This window comes from Gluconobacter cerinus (assembly GCF_002723935.1).
Lineage (GTDB): Bacteria > Pseudomonadota > Alphaproteobacteria > Acetobacterales > Acetobacteraceae > Gluconobacter > Gluconobacter cerinus.
In genome coordinates, this window is sequence record NZ_BEWM01000002.1 from 682,786 (window position 1) to 699,014 (window position 16,229).

Consider the following 16,229-nt stretch of genomic DNA (forward strand, 5'->3'; position numbering starts at 1 on the left):
GATGCGCATGCGTAAGCGGCACAATATGCGTATAACTATCGCCTGACACTGGGGTCTGCTGCGCAGAGCGGCACAACAGGTCATTCGCTGGAGCCAGTTTCTGCCCGCTTTGCCCTGACCGCAGGTTTTTAGGCAGGGCTGCGTCCCAGAAGATGCCCTTCTGAGACACTGTAGATCGACATGGGAATGATGCTCCCTCTGACTGCGGGGGAGGCGTCGGCAGCGAAGCGCACAGGCGCAAATTCCGGAGAATGGCCTCGGTCAGGTGTCTCGATCAGGACGTTCACAGTCTGACCCACAAATTTTTCAAGAAACGTATCCCGGTTTGCCTCGCCAACAGCTCTAAGCTGGGCTGCTCTGGCTTGACGTTCTCCGTTCGGCACCGCGGGCATTCGGGCGGCAGGTGTGCCGGGGCGTTCGCTGTAGGGAAAGACATGCAGAAACGGGATAGCCTGCTCTTCGATGAAGGAGAGTGTTTCGTTGAAAAGCGTGTCTGTTTCTGTCGGGAAGCCCGCTATGAGATCTGCACCAACACCAATATTGGGGCGTAAGGCGCGAGCATGCTGGAGCATGGACGCGACCTGCGTGGTGGTGTGTCGGCGTTTCATGCGCTTGAGGATGAGGTCGGAACCAGCCTGAAGAGACAGATGCAGATGTGGCATCAGGCGGGGCTCGTTTTCCAGAAGCCACCAAAGGTCCCGATCTCCCGTTTCCGGATCAAGAATGACAGGGTCGATGGACGACAGGCGCAGGCGTTCGATGGCGGGAACGTCCTGCAGGAGCGTCCGGCACATCCGGCCCAGACCCTCGCCGTCTGTGCCTTGCCACGAAGCAATATCAACACCCGTGAGAACGATTTCACGATGTCCGGCTTCAGTCAGGGCGCGAGCTCTCGAAATAGCTTCCGCTGTGGGGGTGGAGCGGGAGTCTCCCCGGCCATAGGGGATGATGCAGAACGTGCAGCGATGATCGCATCCCTGCTGGACCTGAAGAAGAGCACGGGCATGCCGTGATGGCGGAAGGCCGGGCTTGCTGTCTCCCCATGTGGTGGGCTTGAGCTTGTCAGCATTGGGCACAACCCGCACCACGCCGGGCAGCTCCATCCAGCGCTTGGCGTCAATTTCCGACGCGCAGCCTGTCACGACTATTTTTGCATCCGGGCGCTCGCGGTGAGCGCGGCGGATGGCCTGCCTCGCCTGTCGCTCGGCTGTGGTCGTAACGGCGCATGTATTGACGATGATGGTGTCATCCTGCCCGCGGGCGTGATGCGCCATGCCGTCGCTCTCATGCGCGTTGAGACGGCAGCCGAATGTCAGAACGGAAGGGGATGTCACGGAAGCTTGCCATGGAAAACGGTTGTGGCCGGTCCGGTCATCAGGACGTCCCCGTTTTCCTGCCAGGTGATTTGCAGGTCTCCACCGTCCATGGTCACGAGGCAGGTCCGGTCTGCCAGGCCTCGACGTACGGCATTTACCACGGCAGCGCACGCTCCTGAGCCGCAAGCCAGTGTTAAACCCGCACCGCGTTCCCAGACGCGCAGACGCATGTGACCGGGAGTGATGAGATCCGCAAATCCGATATTGGCGCGCTGCGGGAAGAGCGGAGACTTCTCGAGAGAGGGGCCAAGATCTTCTGCGCGCGATACGTCGCCGAAAACGGTCGCATGAGGATTTCCCATGGAGCAGGCGGCTGCATCATGCAGGGGCAGGTGAAGTGTATCGCAATCCTTGGACAGCGGCACGTCCTGCCAGCCAGTCCGGGGAGCGCCCATATTCACCGTGATGCGATCGCCATCCTGGGACGTCAGGAGAAGTCCAGCCCGGGTCTGGAGAACGGGATTGTTACCAACGAGACTGGCAACACACCGCGATGCATTCCCGCAGGCGCCGGATTCCGACCCATCAGCATTGAAGAAACGGACCAGAACATCCGCACCTTCCAGGGTGGGAGCAGAAAGCAGGACGAGTTGGTCGCAGCCGATGCCGAAGCGTCTGTCGCACAGGTGCCGGATGGTGGCTTCGTCAAGGGCGGGGTCGGTTTCGCGGCCATCAATGACGATGAAATCATTGCCCAGGCCGTGCATCTTGGTGAAAGAAAGGGTCATGATGGTGCCTCCCATAGAGCATCCTGCGGGTTGACGCACGAGGAACATACCCTCATTTCGACAGGTCAGTCAGGAGGAGATGGATATGAGCGGCACGGAACAGGTTGAAGGTTTTCACGCAGCGGCGTTTACGCGCGTCAATAATGAACCGGATACGATCTTCTATGCGCAGCGTCTTCCGGATTCGCTGATGGACATGGGGGCCCGCACGGCGGTTGCGGCACTTTACCAGACCTCTCTTCCCGTTGGGGGCACGGTTCTGGATCTTATGGCGGGGTCACTCAGCCATTATCCAGAAGAGGCCCGGTTTCAGGATGCCATCGGACTGGGAGCGTCCAAGGCTGCGCTGGACACAAATCCTGTGCTGACGACACGGATCGTACAGGATCTGAACGCAGATCCCATCCTGCCGTTTGAAGACGATACAATTGACGCCATAACGCTGTGTGACGGGGTGGCATACCTGACGCAGCCGTTGAAAGTCCTGACGGAAGCCCTTCGTGTTCTGAAGGAAGGGGCTCCCCTGATTGTCACATTCTCAGATCAATTTCATCAGCAGAAAGCTGTTGCAATGTGGCAGGCTCTGGAGCCAGAAGACCGGGCACGCCTTGTCAGTGTTCTTCTTTCGAAGGCTGGTTTCGGGGAACTCGACACAGGTGAAGTCGTTCCTCCGGAAGATCTGACGGCATGGCGTGACACGGTTCGGGCGGTTGTCGGGCGGAAGCCCAGAGGCTGATTTTGCCTGATTCGCAGGTTCGGATGCGTTACTTCTGGCATTTATGCTCGGAAGTCTTTATGCAGCGGCATCCCAGCCGCCGCTTTTTGCCGTCGGCGTGACGTTTGCCGAGTGTTCATTAAATATGCCTTTCCCCGATACTCATCCTGCCCTTCTGCGCGCCCTGACGGCGCGTGGCTACGAACAGCCCACTCCCGTTCAGGAAGCAGTTCTGCAGCCAGGGCTGGAGGATCGTGATCTTCTGGTTTCCGCCCAGACGGGTTCAGGCAAGACCGTAGCTTTTGGTCTGGCTATTGCGCCGACGCTGCTTGGTGAGGCTGATCGCCTCCCGCCGTCGCCACAGCCGCTGGCTCTGGTTATTGCCCCGACGCGTGAACTGGCCCTTCAGGTCCAGTCCGAACTTGAGTGGCTCTATGCCGAGACCGGCGCTCGTATCGCGAGCTGCATTGGTGGCACGGATGCCCGCCGTGAAGCCCGCGACCTCAGCCGTGGTGCCCACATTGTTGTGGGAACGCCAGGCCGCCTTTGTGATCATCAGTCCCGTGGTTCCCTTGACCTGTCCGGTCTGCGCTGCGTCATTCTCGACGAAGCTGACGAAATGCTGGACATGGGCTTCCGTGACGAGCTTGAGCAGCTTCTGGATGCGTCCCCATCCGAGCGTCGCACCCTGCTGTTCTCGGCAACGATTGCGCGCGAAATCGCGTCTCTTGCCAAGCGCTTCCAGAAAGATGCCAAGCGCATCGATACGGTTTCCGGCGCCAAGCAGCATTCTGACATCACCTACCGCTGCGTCGTAACGGCTCCGCAGGAAATCGAGCGTTCCCTCGTGAACGTTCTGCGTTTCTACGAAAGCCCGACGGCCATGGTGTTCTGCAACACCCGTATGATGGTTGGTCAGGTGCAGGCTGCTCTTCTGGAGCGTGGCTTCGCGTCTGTCGCCATTTCCGGCGAGATGGGTCAGAACGAGCGTAGCCGTGCGATCGAGAGCCTCCGCTCCGGTCAGGCCCGCGTTTGTGTCGCGACTGACGTTGCCGCCCGTGGCATTGACGTGCCAGCGCTGAATCTCGTGATTCACGCCAGCATCCCGACGGCTTCTGAAACCTTGCTGCACCGTTCTGGCCGTACCGGCCGTGCGGGCCGCAAGGGCACCAGTGTGCTGATGGTGCCGATGAACCAGCGCCGTCGTGCTGAGCGTCTGCTGGAAATGGCACGCGTGAAGGCCGAATGGGAAGCTGTTCCTACGGCTGACGCGATCGCCGCTCAGGACACGAAGCGCCTGCTGGACGATCCGATCCTTGCCAACGCATCCGAAGAGACGACGGATGAGCTGGTTCTAAAGCTGGCTGAAACCTACGACGCGAAGAAGCTCGCAGCAGCGCTGGTGCAGATGTACCGTGCTCGCCTGCCGAACGTTGAGCAGATCCGGGCAATGTCCGTTGAAGCTCCACAGAGCCGTGGCGATCGTCCGGAACGCGCACCGCGTGAAGAGCGCATCGTGTCGGGCGAATGGTTCAAGATGAGCGTCGGTCGTACAGAGCGCGCTGATCCAAAGTGGCTGATCCCGCTGATCTGCCGTCTTGGTAATGTTCAGAAGCGTGACATCGGCAGCATCCGCATCGAGCAGGATCAGACCTATTTCCAGATCACGGATGAGAGCGTCGAGCGCTTCAAGTCCTGTGTGGCTGGCGCTGAGCCTGACGAAGTGACGATCGAGCCGTCTGCTGAGCCTGCCGGTGGCAGCAGCTATGGTTCCCGTGGTCGTAACCCCGGCGAAGGCAAGCGCTTTGGTCGGTCCGGCGGTGGCGCTGGTGGCGGCTTCAAGGGCGGCCCGCGCGGTGGCGGTGCTGGCGGCGGTTACAAGGGCCGTGGCGGTTCCGGTTTCGGTCGTCCGAAGCCGGGTGCTGGTGGCTCATCAGGTGAAGGTGCGAGCCGTAAGCGTCGTTCCTGATTTCTGATCTTACGTCAGAACTGAAAACCCCCGCCGGAGTGATCCGGCGGGGGTTTTTCTTTATTAGGTCCTGGAAGACCCTTCCGCGAGAAGGGCATCACGGGCGGCCCTCAATGTGTCGGAGAGCTTTTCTTCGGGTACTTTGAGGTGAAGTTTTTCCATGGTTTCCAGCAGGGCCTCGGCGACCATCAAGCGGGCTGCCCATTTATGATCAGCAGGGATGATGTGCCAGGGAGTTTCCGGAGTGGACGTTGCCTGAATGGCAGCCTCGTAAGCTTTGGTGTAATCCGGCCACTTCTCACGCTCGGCTAGATCCGATGGAGAAAATTTCCAGCGCTTCTCCGGTTGGGTCAGGCGTTTGAGAATGCGTTTCTTCTGCTCATCCGCAGAGATATGCAGAAAGAGCTTCAGAATGATGACGTTTTGGTGCGTCAGGTAGCTTTCGAAGTGCCGGATGTCAGCCAGTCTCCGGTCCCAGAAGCCGGGTTCATCCGGGTTGAGTCCGCGTGCTCTGACGATATCCGGATGGACACGTGCGATCAGAACATCCTCATAGTGGCTGCGATTGAAAACCGCGATTTCGCCTCGGGCTGGCGCCATCAGATGCACACGCCAGAGGTCATCACGCTTTTCCGCGGCACCGGCGGGTGTCTTGAAGGATGTGACGTGAAAGCCCTGTGGGTTCAGACCGGAAAAGGCATGGCGGATAGCGCCATCCTTTCCTGCCGTATCCATTCCTTGCAGCACGACCAGAATACCGTGGGACCCGTGGGCCGCCAGACGCCCTTGCAGAATAGCCATCCGGTCCACGCAGTCCCGGATGCGGGTATGGGCACTTTTCTTGTCGTGCCCAATCCGGTCATCGGTTCTGAAGTCGGTCAGTTTAAACTTCGTGCCGTCCGTAATTGTAAGGCGCGAGGGAATACCGCTTTCAGCCGACATGACGGTTCACCGCAAGGCCACCAGAAGCCTGACAGACAGGCATGATCTCCATTGTGTTGACGTTCACGTGCCACGGCAGGCCCACGAGCCAGGAGACTGTTTCTGCGATGTCCTGCGGTGTCAGGGGCGTGGTGTCTTTGTAGACAGCGGCTGCCTTGTCGTCGTCCTTGAGGCGAACGGAGCTGAATTCGCTTCCGCCACACAGGCCCGGTTCAATATCCGTAACGCGGATGCGCTTGCCCAGAAGATCTGTTCGCAGGTTCTGGCTGAACTGCCGTACGAACGCCTTCGTGGCGCCATAAACATTGCCGCCAGTGTAGGGGTAGAGGCCCGCAGTGCTGCCGAGCATGATGACATATCCGGAGTTGCGCTCGACCATTCCGGGCAGCAGTGCGTGGGTCATTTCCACCAGACCGGAGACGTTGGTGGCGATCATCGTTTCCCAGTTATCGATCTTGGCTTCTTGTGCAGGCTCCATACCGAGTGCAAGGCCCGCGTTGTTGACCAGAACGTCCACGGTTCGCCAGTTTTCCGGCAGGCTGTCTGGCAGTGCGCGGAGTGCGTCGCGGTCCGTCATGTCCAGAGGGAAGGGGAGAAGATTGTCTCCGAGTTCGGCTTTCAGGGCTTCAAGACGTTCTGCCCGTCTTCCTGTGGCGATGACGCGATGGCCATCCTGTACGAGGCGTGTGGCGATGGCGTGTCCGAAGCCGGCAGTGGCACCGGTCACGAGAACGGTAAGGGACATGAAGACCTCCATAAAACTCTCGACATGGGAACGCTTGCAAAGAGGCACGAGATGCACCCATTTGTAGAGAATGAAGAAAACACTCGCCGGACAGAATGACAACCTGACAGGCATGCTCCTGGTTGCGGCGCCGCAACTGGCGGAGACAGTCTTCGCCCAGAGCGTGATCTATCTCTGTGCCCACTCCCCCGAAGACGGGGCGATGGGGCTGATTATCAACCGTCGTCTGGCCCAGCCGGGTTTGGATGATCTTTTTGCGCAGCTCGGAATCGAGCCGAACCCTCCTGAACGCCGGATTGCCGTCTGTATGGGGGGGCCCGTCGATCATTCACATGGGTTTGTTCTGCATTCGACTGACTGGAACGGAGAGGGCAGCCTGGGCGTCAATGATCAGGCGACGTTGACGGCCAGTCTGGATGTGCTGCGGGAGCTTGCTGCGGGGCAGGGCCCCAAGCGGGCATTGATGGCGATTGGCCATGCATCCTGGGCACCAGGTCAGCTTGAAGAAGAGATCCTGAGGGATAGTTCATGGCTGGTTGCGCCGGCCAGCGATGAGATTGTCTTTGGCATGGATCATTCGAAAAAATGGGGAAAGGCACTGGCGGCCATCAACATTGATCCGCTGCTGCTCTCCTCCGCTATGGGTGAAGCCTGACCGATTTATTCGGAGCAACGACTTTTGACAGACATGAGGATTTTCAGATCATGAATCAGACAACCCGTATCCTTCACGTTTATGAGCACTGCCCGTTCTGCGTGAAGGCTATGATGATTTTTGGCCTGAAAAACATCCCGTTCGAGAAGCGTATTTTTCTGAATGACGACGAAGCTGGCCCGATCAGTATGGTTGGGAGAAAGGTTGTCCCGATTCTGGAGGAGAACGGTCGATACATGCCGGAGAGCATGGATATCGTCTCCCATATTGATGGAGTTGGCGCCCCGGTTCTGAACGGGCCGGTTCGCAAGGACATTGCAGATTGGCTGCGTGCAAGCAGCAAGGCCACGTATCGCCTCTTCCTGCCGCGTGCAGTTTGCGCACCCTTGCCTGAATTCGCGACAACATCTTCCCGGGCGGGCTTCATTCGCCGCAAGGAAGAATCTACCGGCCCGTTCTGGGAAATTCTGGCAGATGGCTCAAAGGAAATTGCAGAGCTGAACGCATTGCTGGAAGAGCTCGAACCCCTGATCCAGTCTCCTGAAGCCGTGAATGGCACACTTTCCACAGATGATATTCATCTGTTTGCCCAGCTTCACAGCATGTCACTCATCAAAGGACTGCGTTACCCGCTCGGGGTTGAGGCTTACCGTCAGACCATGTCTGAAAAATCTGGTGTGAGCCTGCTGGATGGGTTTGCGGCCTGAGGAAAGGCCATTGCAGGACATCTTGAAACCGTCTCGTCAGATGGATGGAAATGTCCTGCAACGCACTGGCTAGGCATCCACTGTCCGTATGGTTACGATTTCGCATCTGATGCAGGAGAAGACGATGCGGAATACGATTGGCGCAGGATTGTTACTGGCCCTGATGAGCGGGAGCGCACTTGCCGCAGCTCCCCAGCATCATGACGCCGCAACGCAAGCCCTGAACCTTGCTGAGCAGGCCATCGCCCTGCGATCTGTTGCGGGGCCAGCCAACCAGACACCACAGGTCGCAGCCCTTTTCCGGGATGCTCTGGTTAAGGGAGGTTTTGCGCCTGCGGATGTGACGATCACGCCCTACAAGGATACGGCGTATCTGATTGCCCGTTGGCCCGGCCGTGATTCCTCTCTCAAACCGCTGGTGATTTCCGGCCATATGGATGTGGTTGAAGCCAAGGCGTCTGACTGGACGCATGATCCTTTCAAACCACAGATTGAAAATGGCTATCTGCTCGGCCGTGGCTCAACGGACATGAAGCTGGATGACACACTGGCTATTTCTGCTTTGCTGGAGCTGAAAAAAGAAGGGTACGTGCCCCGCCGGGATATCATCATCGAGTTCTCGGGAGATGAAGAGACGACGATGGCAACTGGCGCCATCATCGCTGACAAGTTGTCCAATGCCGAACTTGTTCTGAACATGGACGGGGCTAATGGCACGTTGGATGAAAAGACGGGGAAGCCAGATTATTTCACATGGGAAGGCGCGGAAAAAACCTACGCTGATTTCCGTCTGACCGTGACGAACCCTGGTGGTCACTCTTCGGAGCCGAGATCCGTCAATGCCATTGATGAGCTGAGTGCCGATCTTCTGCGGATCCAGCAACATCGCTTCAAACCGGAAGTGAATGACCTGAGCCGTAGTTTCTTTGTCAACGCGGCTCGCTGGCAGAAGCCTGATATTGCGGCGGCCATGAAGGCGTTCGCAGCCAATCCAGCCAATGAAAAGGCCATTGCCACGCTATCGGCTGACCCGTCCTTTGTGGGGCGGATTGGCACAACCTGTGTGGTCACGATGATTGAAGGTGGTCATGCGCTCAATGCGCTTCCTCAGCGGGCGACGGCTAATATCAATTGTCGCATCTTTCCGGGGCATTCCCGGGCTTCGATCATGGCTGAACTGCGCGACGCGGCGCAGGACCCGGGTATGAAGATTGAAGACGCGACAGAAGGGTCTGTTGAAACTGCTGCTTCTCCCATGCGGCCTGATGTGGTGCATGCGATTGATGCCTCCATTCATGCGGTTTATCCGGATGTGCCGGTCTTTGCCGCCATGTCATCCGGAGCGAGCGACAGCATGTGGTTTCGCTCTCATGGTGTTCCCAGCTACGGCATCAGCCCGATCTTCATCAAGAATTCAGACTCCTTCATGCATGGACTGAATGAACGGACGCCGGTTTCCGCCGTTGGTCCGGCAATGGATGCGCTTCTGGTTTTGATTCCGGAGCTGTCTCACTAAGAGGGAAACTTTGTAGATGCGGAGTGTTGCTATCTGTTTGGGAGTGGTTCTGGCGGGAGCGACGATGGCTCATGTCGCGATGGGGAGGCCCGCTCCTGAACAAAATCAGCTTTCCGGGCGGTACAGTACGCATTTCCAAAACGGTGACGTGTCGGGTGATACCTATTGGAGCGACAATGTTCTGGAGGTTGTGCCCGTCAGCGCAGAGGCGGCCTATCTGCGAATAGAAACACAGTTCTTCAATGGGCACATGTGTTCCCTGTCAGGCATCGGCCGCATGGAGGGAGAGGCTCTGGTGTATCAGGAACCGCCCTTCATGGCCGGTGAGAAGCCCTGTCGCCTGACGCTTCGCCGGACTGGGAAAGATGTTGTTTTGCAGGATACTGACAGTGCTTGTCGGGTTGGGCATTGTGGCGCGCGAGGATCGTTTAATGGGCAGACCTTCCCACTCTCCAGCCATCGCGCCATTACCTATATGCTCAGGCTCAAAGCATCGCGGCAATATCAGGCAGCGTTGAAAGCCTGGGCTGCCTCTCCGAACCATTCGGATCATGCGGCCCAGGCAGATCAACCTTAGGGCTTTAAAGCGTCACCCAGGAACTCTGCACGACGCTGGCTTACGCGCGCGCGCAAGAGTGGATCAGGCAGCATATGCGTGCCGGGGAGCAGAAGGAGATCGTAAGGTTTCCCGGCTTTCAGAAGGGCCTGTGTCAGCTTCATGGTATTTTCGAAGTACACGTTGTCGTCTGTCAGGCCATGCATGACCAGAAGGGGGCGTTTCAGGCCGTCCGCATAGGTCAGGACGTTGCTTTTGCGATATCCTTCCGGGTCGTTCTGCGGGGTGTTCAGGTAGCGTTCGGTATAGGCGGTGTCGTAATCGGCGAAATCGACAGGGGGTGCACCTGCAACGCCGACTTTGAAGACGTCCGGACGGCGGATGGTGGCCATGGACGTGAAGTAGCCCCCAAAAGACCAGCCATAAACACCCACCCGTGACAGATCGAGTTCGGGGTAGGTTTTGCCCAGCCCCTGCAAGCCATCGATCTGGTCCTGAAGGGGAGCATCGATCAGGCTGCCTTTGATGGTACGCTCAAAGTCATGATCCCGGCCCGGAGTGCCGCGTCCATCCAGCGTGACAACGACATAGCCTTGGTTGGCGAGGCACTGGTCTTCCAGAAAGCTCGACGGTGTATCGTGCACAAGCTTTACGCCGGGGCCGCCATAGACGGACAACACGACCGGATAGTGATGGCCCTTCTGGAAATGCTCTGGCCGGATGATCGCGGCATCGAGTTGTCGTTCCCCGGCCGTTGTGAACTGTACGTGGACGGGAAGGTGAGGGGGCTGCGCAATACCCGGGAGGCTGGCCAGGATTTTCCCTTTTGCGTCTCGCAGAAGAGTGCGCCGAGTTCCGTCAGCGGCAGCAAACGCATCGACCAGAAGGCGATGGGTGCCATTGGTAAAATGGACATTGTGGATGCCCGGTTCCGTGATCAACGGAGTGATCTTGCCGTCCGCGAGTGAAATCCGGACGACCTCGTTATCAATTCGGTTCGGGCGTACCGTCACGACAACGCTGTTGCTGTCAGCGTCGTAATCATTGAACGCGACGTAAGGCAGGGTATTGGGCGTCAGAACCCGCTTCAGCGACCCGTCTGCGGCGTGATGTTCAAGCTGCCACGTTTTTCCGCGCTCCGAGGCCCAAAGGAAACCCTGTTGGCCATTCAGTACGACGGGTAAGGCATGGCTGCCACCGGCGTCGCGCGGATCCAGATTGAGCCACGCCTTGTCGCTTTCTGCGAGGAGGAGCGTTGTTTTGCTTGTTGCTGGATCAACGGACAGAACCTGTTCCTGCGTCTGTTCCCGGTTGAGCAGAACAAGGAACAGGCCACCGTTCTTCCGCCAGACCGCACGTGCCATGTATGGCCATGCTTCATGATCCCAGCCAATCCAGCGAACGTCTCCGCCTTTGATGCTGGTGAGACCAAAACGTGTTCGTGCATTGGGTGTGCCGGCGCGCGGATAACGGAACTCGACCGGAGCCGCCTGGGGCGTCTCTGGATTGGTGATGTAATGTTTTTCGACGTTGCCTGAATCGGCTTCTTCGAACAACACGGTCTGACTGTCCGGAGACCACCAGGCGCCATCCGGGCGCTCCAGTTCTTCTGCTGCGGCAAATTCGGCCAACCCATTGGTGAGCGTTTCTGTGCCTGTAGTGGTCAGACGTGTTTCGGCGCCCGTTACCAGATTGACCGCGTAGAGGTCATTGTCCCTCACCGCGGCAATGGTCTGTCCGTCCGGGGAAAGGCGGGGAGCGATCCAGTTGCCATCAACGGAAGATACCCGGCCGTCATCAGCGGCAATGCGGATGAGGCGTCCACCCTGAGATGCCAGGATCGTGCCGCCATCTTCGCTCATCTGATAGTCGGTGATGCCGGACATGGACTGACGGGCCCGCTCTCGCCGGGCTTTCTCCTCAACGGACAAGTGCTCTGGACCCGCTTCCGGGGCTGCAAGTTCGTGCAGGGAGTGGTCAGGCAGATCGTATCGGAACAGATGCAGGCGTGTGTCGAACGGGCCAGAACGCAGGAAGAGAACCGAATGTCCGTCCGGTGTCACTTCTGATCGTGTGGGCAGACCCAGCGTTCCGTTCCGAGTTTTGGCAAGATCGAGCATGCATGATGCAGGTTCGGAGGCCATGGCCGGTAAGGCGGGAAGCAGGGAAGACAGGAACGCGCAGGACAACAGGGCTCTGCGGAGACGGAATGACGGCATGGCGGCTCCGGGACAGGAAAGGTTTTGACATCAATCATGGACTGACCTGTCGTTCCTGAACAGAGTGCACGAGCATGAGAAGTCGCCTTGCTCACGATGATGAGAGCGGGGCCGATTTTACCGGGACTGATCCACCGTTGAGGTGTTGTGTGTCATGGTCTGTCTCAGAAGAGGAACCTGATGGATATGCAGTATCGTCAGCTAGGTCGCTCTGGCCTGAAAATTTCCGCACTCAATTTTGGCTCTGTCACGTTCGGAGGGCAGGGCGATTTCGCTTCCACCGGCAATGTTGACGTCTCAGAGGCCACACGAATGGTGGATCTCTGCGTCGAGCATGGCGTCAACATGTTTGATACAGCCGATGGTTATTCGGGTGGAGAAGCCGAAGAAATTCTTGGTCGTGTTCTGAAAGGCAGAAGCCGGGAACTGCTTGTGACCAGCAAAGTCCGGTTTCCGACGGGCAAAGGCCCGAACGAAGAGGGCCTGTCGCGGCATCATATTCTGAATGCCTGTGAGGATAGCCTGCGTCGTTTAGGGCGAGATCATATCGATCTCTATTATCTGCATGAATGGGACGGTCTGACGCCGGTTGAGGAAACGCTGGAAGCGCTTCAGACCCTGCGGGATCAGGGCAAGATCCGCTATGCGGGACTTTCCAATTTTGCTGGCTGGCAGGCCATGAAGCTTCTGTCTGCCGCGGAGCGGGACCGTCTCATTACGCCGGTCTCCGAACAGATCTATTATTCTCTGGAAGCACGGGATGCGGAATATGAGCTTCTGCCACTCGCTGTGGATCAAGGACTGGGCGTTCAGATCTGGAGCCCGTTGGCCTGTGGGCTGCTGACGGGCAAATATCGTCGCGGGAAGACGGCGCCTGCGGATAGCCGCCGTATTTCGGGTTGGCCAGAACCGGAAGTCCGCAATATCGAAAAACTCTACGATACGGTTGAAGTGCTGGTGGAGATCGCAGAGGAACACGATGTCTCGCCTGCACGCGTTGCACTGGCGTGGTTGCTGCACAAACCGGGTGTGACGTCCGTAGTGATTGGAGCCCGTAAGGAAACCCAGTTGCTGGATAATCTGGCTGCGGCATCACTGCGTCTGACGAAGGCACAAGTCGCACGGCTTGACGATGTCAGTGCGCCGGATCTGATTTATCCTTACTGGCACCAGCAGCGGAATGCGCTTGGCAGGTTGTCAGAGGCCGACATGGTCTTGCACGGGCCAGCGAAACGTCATCGGGATGCCCTTGAAACAAAAAAATGAGTGCCTAAATATTCATCACCGGTCGTCGCCTTCGGGGGCGACCGAGACACCATATGCCGCCGATACGGGGCATGAGAGGACATATTAGAATGGACATTCAGAAATTCACTGAGCGGAGCCAGGGTTTCCTTCAGGCCGCACAGACTATTGCCCTTCGAGATTACCATCAGCAGTTGACGCCGGAGCATCTTCTCAAGGCCCTGCTGGATGATGATCAGGGTGCCGCATCCGGCCTTATTCGGGCTGCGGGTGGTGATCCAAAGGTTGTTCAGGCTGCCAATGATGCAGCACTTGCCAAGCTTCCGAAGGTTCAGGGCGGCGGTGCAGGTCAGCCGCAAGCTACGCCTGATTTCGTAAGGCTGCTGGACTCCGCTGAAGCCGCTGCAAAAGCCGCAGGTGACAGCCATGTTGCGCAGGATCGTCTGCTCGTGGCCATTGCTGCGAGCGGATCAGCAGCGGGTAAAGCACTGGTTGAAGGAAAGGCCGATGCCTCCGCGCTGGAACGTGCCGTTGCACAGATCCGCAAAGGGCGGACAGTGACCAGTGCTTCCGCCGAGAATACGTTTGACGCGCTGAAGAAGTATGCACGTGATGTTACGGCGATCGCACAGGCTGGCAAGCTCGATCCGGTGATTGGCCGTGATGAAGAAATCCGGCGCACCATTCAGGTTCTGGCCCGCCGCAGCAAAAACAACCCGGTTCTGATTGGTGAGCCAGGCGTTGGTAAGACCGCAATCGTTGAAGGTCTGGCGCTGCGTATCGTTAATGGCGATGTGCCAGAAGCGCTCCGAAACAAGAGACTGATGTCGCTCGACATGGGTGCCCTGATTGCCGGTGCGAAGTTCCGTGGTGAGTTTGAAGAGCGTCTGAAGGCAGTTCTCAAAGAAGTTGAGACGGCCGAAGGCGAGGTTATTCTCTTCATTGACGAGATGCACACACTGGTGGGCGCTGGCCGTTCCGATGGTGCGATGGATGCGTCCAATCTTATTAAACCGGAACTTGCTCGCGGGACGCTGCACTGTATTGGTGCGACGACGCTCGATGAGTACCGCAAGTACATCGAGAAAGACGCCGCGCTTGCCCGTCGCTTCCAGCCGGTTTTCGTCGGTGAGCCATCTGTCGCGGATACGATCTCTATTCTGCGTGGCATCAAGGAGAAGTACGAGCTTCACCACGGTGTGCGCATCACGGATAACGCCATCGTCTCTGCTGCAACGCTTTCCAACCGTTATATTACGGATCGCTTCCTGCCGGATAAGGCCATTGATCTGATTGACGAAGCTGCCAGCCGTCTGCGGATGCAGATTGACAGCAAGCCGGAAGCTCTGGACGAACTCGATCGCCGCATCATTCAGTTGAAGATCGAGCGTGAAGCCATCCGTAAGGAAGACGACACGGCGTCCAAGGATCGTCTGCAGGCTCTTGAGGCCGAACTGGCAGATCTTGAAGAGCAGTCCGATGCGATGGGTGCCGAGTGGCATGCCGAAAAGGATCGCGTGAACGCCATTCAGAAGCTAAAGGAGCAGCTGGATACAGCACGCTCCGATGTGGATGTGGCGCAGCGTCAGGGGAATCTCGCGAAGGCTTCCGAGCTGATGTACGGCCTGATTCCAAACCTAGAAGCTCAGATTGCGAAAGCGCAGGAAGAGGAAGACGCAGCATCCAAATCTGGCCTGTTCGCAGATAGCGTCACGGATCAGGGTATTGCATCGGTTGTGTCCCGTTGGACGGGTATTCCGGTAGATCGGATGCTCGAAGGCGAGCGCGCCAAGCTCATGCGGATGGAAGATACGCTGCGTGAGCGTGTGGTCGGGCAGGAGCAGGCTTTGGTCGCTGTCGCCAATGCTGTGCGTCGTGCCCGTGCAGGACTTCAGGATCCGAACCGCCCGATTGGGTCGTTCCTGTTCCTTGGTCCGACGGGTGTGGGCAAGACAGAGCTGACGAAGGCTCTGGCCCAGTTCCTGTTCGATGACGAGAAGGCCCTGCTGCGGATCGACATGAGTGAATTCATGGAGAAGCATGCCGTGTCGCGCCTGATTGGCGCACCTCCGGGATATGTCGGGTACGACGAAGGTGGTGTTCTGACAGAAGCTGTGCGTCGTCGTCCTTATCAGGTCATCCTGTTTGATGAGGTGGAGAAGGCCCATGAGGACATCTTCAACATCCTTCTTCAGGTGCTCGATGATGGCCGTCTGACGGATGGGCAGGGGCGTGTTGTGGACTTCCGCAATACGATCATCGTTCTGACGAGTAACCTTGGTTCAGATGTTCTCGCCAATCAGGAAGACGGTGAATCGCCAGAACTGGTGCAGGCGCAGGTCATGCAGGTGGTGCGCAATCACTTCCGGCCGGAATTCCTGAATCGTCTGGATGAGATCATCCTGTTCTCCCGTCTGCAGCGCGCAGATATGGGACGGATTGTCGACATTCAGCTTGGTCGCCTGCGGCAGCTTCTGGAAGATCGCAAGATCACACTGGATCTGGATCAGAAGGGGACCGAGTGGCTGGCCGAAGCAGGCTACGATCCAGTGTATGGCGCCCGTCCGCTGAAGAGGGTGATCCAGCGCAGCCTTCAGAACCCTCTGGCAGGACTTCTGCTGGATGGAACCATCCGGGATGGCGACACCATCACCGTCTCTGCGGACGATAAGGGCCTGACGATTAACGGTCGTTCGTCCTCCGCCGACTGATTGTCGCGGGAAACCGGGATTTTCGAAGAAAGCGCCAGATTTTTCTGGCGTTTTTTTTGATTTTTTTAGTTTTGTTTTGTGAATGGAAAGTGTGTGTAAGGGGGAAAAGTTCAGGAAATCTGTGGGTTAGTTGTGTGGATAAGTA

13 protein-coding genes are annotated in these 16,229 nt (G+C 57.8%); 8 read left to right on the plus strand and 5 right to left on the minus strand.

Annotated elements, in window-relative coordinates:
• Positions 1–128: 128 nt before the first annotated feature.
• Together GCE01_RS07065 and dapF are read right to left on the minus strand one after the other, a co-directional pair.
• Positions 129–1,334: a MiaB/RimO family radical SAM methylthiotransferase gene (locus GCE01_RS07065; RefSeq protein WP_099211916.1), complete on the minus strand. Its 1,206-nt coding sequence runs from the start codon at positions 1,332–1,334 to the stop codon at positions 129–131.
• Positions 1,331–2,104 (minus strand): diaminopimelate epimerase, encoded by a 774-nt coding sequence (gene dapF, locus GCE01_RS07070; RefSeq protein WP_099212028.1) that lies wholly within the window; start codon positions 2,102–2,104, stop codon positions 1,331–1,333. The genes GCE01_RS07065 and dapF overlap by 4 nt, the downstream gene beginning before the upstream one ends.
• 85 nt (positions 2,105–2,189) lie before the next feature.
• Between dapF and GCE01_RS07075 the strand changes: the two genes are divergently transcribed.
• Positions 2,190–2,840, plus strand: a complete 651-nt coding sequence (locus GCE01_RS07075) for a class I SAM-dependent methyltransferase (protein ID WP_174694804.1) — start codon at positions 2,190–2,192, stop codon at positions 2,838–2,840.
• Between the two features lie 124 nt (positions 2,841–2,964).
• On the plus strand, positions 2,965–4,788 hold the full coding sequence (locus GCE01_RS07080) for a DEAD/DEAH box helicase (RefSeq protein WP_174694805.1): 1,824 nt from the start codon (positions 2,965–2,967) through the stop codon (positions 4,786–4,788).
• Between the two features lie 63 nt (positions 4,789–4,851).
• Here GCE01_RS07080 and GCE01_RS07085 read toward each other — a convergent pair whose 3' ends face one another.
• Positions 4,852–5,730, minus strand: coding sequence for a PPK2 family polyphosphate kinase (locus tag GCE01_RS07085; RefSeq protein WP_099211918.1), 879 nt, complete (start codon positions 5,728–5,730; stop codon positions 4,852–4,854).
• Positions 5,720–6,475 (minus strand): SDR family NAD(P)-dependent oxidoreductase, encoded by a 756-nt coding sequence (locus GCE01_RS07090; protein WP_099211920.1) that lies wholly within the window; start codon positions 6,473–6,475, stop codon positions 5,720–5,722. The genes GCE01_RS07085 and GCE01_RS07090 overlap by 11 nt, the downstream gene beginning before the upstream one ends.
• Positions 6,476–6,545: 70 nt before the next feature.
• Here GCE01_RS07090 and GCE01_RS07095 point away from each other — a divergent pair, with 70 nt between their 5' ends.
• From GCE01_RS07095 to GCE01_RS07110, 4 genes are all read left to right on the plus strand, one after another.
• The gene (locus GCE01_RS07095; RefSeq protein ID WP_046900835.1) at positions 6,546–7,130 is read left to right on the plus strand and encodes a YqgE/AlgH family protein; all 585 of its coding nucleotides are present in this window, start codon (positions 6,546–6,548) and stop codon (positions 7,128–7,130) included.
• A 50-nt stretch (positions 7,131–7,180) separates the two neighbouring features.
• Entirely contained in the window at positions 7,181–7,837 is a 657-nt protein-coding gene (gene grxB / locus GCE01_RS07100; protein ID WP_086633334.1) for a glutaredoxin 2, read from the plus strand.
• 124 nt (positions 7,838–7,961) lie between these two features.
• The gene (locus GCE01_RS07105) at positions 7,962–9,353 is read left to right on the plus strand and encodes a M20/M25/M40 family metallo-hydrolase (RefSeq protein WP_099212030.1); all 1,392 of its coding nucleotides are present in this window, start codon (positions 7,962–7,964) and stop codon (positions 9,351–9,353) included.
• A gap of 16 nt (positions 9,354–9,369) precedes the next feature.
• Positions 9,370–9,930 (plus strand): hypothetical protein, encoded by a 561-nt coding sequence (locus GCE01_RS07110; RefSeq protein WP_099211922.1) that lies wholly within the window; start codon positions 9,370–9,372, stop codon positions 9,928–9,930.
• On the opposite strand, the gene GCE01_RS07115 is transcribed toward GCE01_RS07110, so the two are convergent.
• A complete protein-coding gene (locus tag GCE01_RS07115; protein WP_099211924.1) occupies positions 9,927–12,128 on the minus strand; it encodes a S9 family peptidase in 2,202 nt (733 codons plus the stop codon). The two genes, GCE01_RS07110 and GCE01_RS07115, sit on opposite strands and share 4 nt — an antisense overlap.
• 186 nt (positions 12,129–12,314) lie before the next feature.
• Between GCE01_RS07115 and GCE01_RS07120 the strand changes: the two genes are divergently transcribed.
• Both GCE01_RS07120 and clpB read left to right on the plus strand, forming a co-directional pair.
• Positions 12,315–13,394: an aldo/keto reductase gene (locus GCE01_RS07120; RefSeq protein WP_099212032.1), complete on the plus strand. Its 1,080-nt coding sequence runs from the start codon at positions 12,315–12,317 to the stop codon at positions 13,392–13,394.
• An 89-nt stretch (positions 13,395–13,483) separates the two neighbouring features.
• Positions 13,484–16,084, plus strand: a complete 2,601-nt coding sequence (gene clpB / locus GCE01_RS07125; protein WP_099211926.1) for an ATP-dependent chaperone ClpB — start codon at positions 13,484–13,486, stop codon at positions 16,082–16,084.
• The last annotated feature ends 145 nt before the right edge of the window (positions 16,085–16,229 follow it).

What these genes read in the sequence shown, in the direction of transcription:
- grxB (WP_086633334.1), top strand. Translation starts at nt 7,181, where the DNA reads ATGAATCAGACAACCCGTATCCTTCACGTTTATGAGCACTGCCCGTTC.
- GCE01_RS07090 (WP_099211920.1), bottom strand. Translation starts at nt 6,475, where the DNA reads ATGTCCCTTACCGTTCTCGTGACCGGTGCCACTGCCGGCTTCGGACAC.
- GCE01_RS07095 (WP_046900835.1), top strand. Translation starts at nt 6,546, where the DNA reads ATGAAGAAAACACTCGCCGGACAGAATGACAACCTGACAGGCATGCTC.
- dapF (WP_099212028.1), bottom strand. Translation starts at nt 2,104, where the DNA reads ATGACCCTTTCTTTCACCAAGATGCACGGCCTGGGCAATGATTTCATC.
- GCE01_RS07080 (WP_174694805.1), top strand. Translation starts at nt 2,965, where the DNA reads ATGCCTTTCCCCGATACTCATCCTGCCCTTCTGCGCGCCCTGACGGCG.
- GCE01_RS07110 (WP_099211922.1), top strand. Translation starts at nt 9,370, where the DNA reads ATGCGGAGTGTTGCTATCTGTTTGGGAGTGGTTCTGGCGGGAGCGACG.
- clpB (WP_099211926.1), top strand. Translation starts at nt 13,484, where the DNA reads ATGGACATTCAGAAATTCACTGAGCGGAGCCAGGGTTTCCTTCAGGCC.
- GCE01_RS07075 (WP_174694804.1), top strand. Translation starts at nt 2,190, where the DNA reads ATGAGCGGCACGGAACAGGTTGAAGGTTTTCACGCAGCGGCGTTTACG.
- GCE01_RS07115 (WP_099211924.1), bottom strand. Translation starts at nt 12,128, where the DNA reads ATGCCGTCATTCCGTCTCCGCAGAGCCCTGTTGTCCTGCGCGTTCCTG.
- GCE01_RS07120 (WP_099212032.1), top strand. Translation starts at nt 12,315, where the DNA reads ATGCAGTATCGTCAGCTAGGTCGCTCTGGCCTGAAAATTTCCGCACTC.
- GCE01_RS07085 (WP_099211918.1), bottom strand. Translation starts at nt 5,730, where the DNA reads ATGTCGGCTGAAAGCGGTATTCCCTCGCGCCTTACAATTACGGACGGC.
- GCE01_RS07105 (WP_099212030.1), top strand. Translation starts at nt 7,962, where the DNA reads ATGCGGAATACGATTGGCGCAGGATTGTTACTGGCCCTGATGAGCGGG.